This window comes from Streptomyces sp. NPDC031365, assembly GCF_055569765.1.
The window spans coordinates 1-1076 of the sequence record NZ_JBVIIM010000088.1 but is presented as its reverse complement, the minus strand read 5'-3'; the positions used below and the strand labels follow the sequence as shown (position 1 = coordinate 1076).

The window sequence follows — 1076 nt, the reverse complement described above, 5'->3', positions numbered from 1 at the left end:
GTGGAGCGGCTGCAAAAAGACCTGGCCCGGAACAAGGCCGCACTCGAGGTGATGGGAAAAGCTTCCGCGCTCTTGGAAATGATCTCCGAGAGCGCTTCAGAGCTTCGATGTCGAGGACATCGGTGACCGTCACAGCCGCGCCTTCCGCGGCGAACAGACGTGCCACGGCGGCCCCGATCCCTCTTGCTCCACCGGTGACGATCGCCACTCGCTCGTTGAGACGTCCCATCACGACCTCCTGAACCGATGTTCGGCGAAGACTCGCCGGGGAATGACAGGTCGGTCAGGAGGTCGCGCAGACGACCTCGACGAAGTGGCCCACCTGGTCCTCGGGCAGGTGGCGCGCGAGGTCCGCCTCGCTGATCATGCCGACGAGGCGATGATTGTCGGTCACCGGCAGCCGACGGATCCTGTGCCCCTCCATGGTGTGCAGGACCTGGTCGGCATCGGCCTTGGCATCGATCGTGATCGGTTTGCCCTGTTCCAGCTGGCCGGCGGTCATGGTCCTGGGGTCCTTGCCGCTGGCGAGACACTTCACCACGATGTCGCGGTCGGTGATGATCCCGCGGAGCCGGTCGTCCTCCCCGCAGATCGGCAGGGCTCCCACGTCCAGTTCCTTCATCCTGCGCGCCGCGTCCTGAAGTGTTTCGCTCTCCTGTACGCAGGTGGCACCGGCGTGCATGATCTCCTGGGCAGTCGTCATGGCCGTGTCCTTCCGGCGTCGTTGTCGGCGCGGGAGGAACTCGTGGAGTGTGACCCGCCCCGGCCGGTCTCGTCCTCAAGACCAGTGTCGGCTGCTCACCTTCCCTGCGCATGCCGGGGAACAGACGCTCACGTCACCGCGTGGCGGTGCCGGTGTGCCCGGACGGCTCTGCGTGCTGGGTGCCGTAACCGCTCCCGTCCCTTTGACTGGCCGCCCCTTGAGGACGGAACCCCGTTTTTCAGAGTGCCCTCCCTGCTCGATCACGGCTGAGCGACGTCGCGGAAGATTTCAAGTCCAGTGAGACGTTTGTGATGCTATGAGATCTGTGGTGTCGGTTCCCTACGCTTGGCGGGGTCGTTGATCCACGCCTTCT

General features: G+C 64.9%; 2 protein-coding genes. Both read right to left on the bottom strand.

The genetic code is table 11. The features are described from left to right. The coding region (locus ACZ5C2_RS38630; RefSeq protein WP_468801648.1) for an SDR family NAD(P)-dependent oxidoreductase at positions 1-229 on the bottom strand (229 nt) is incomplete at its 3' end. Between the two features lie 54 nt (positions 230-283). Beyond that, positions 284-703 (bottom strand): CBS domain-containing protein, encoded by a 420-nt coding sequence (locus ACZ5C2_RS38625; protein ID WP_468801646.1) that lies wholly within the window; start codon positions 701-703, stop codon positions 284-286. Positions 704-1076 lie beyond the last annotated feature (373 nt).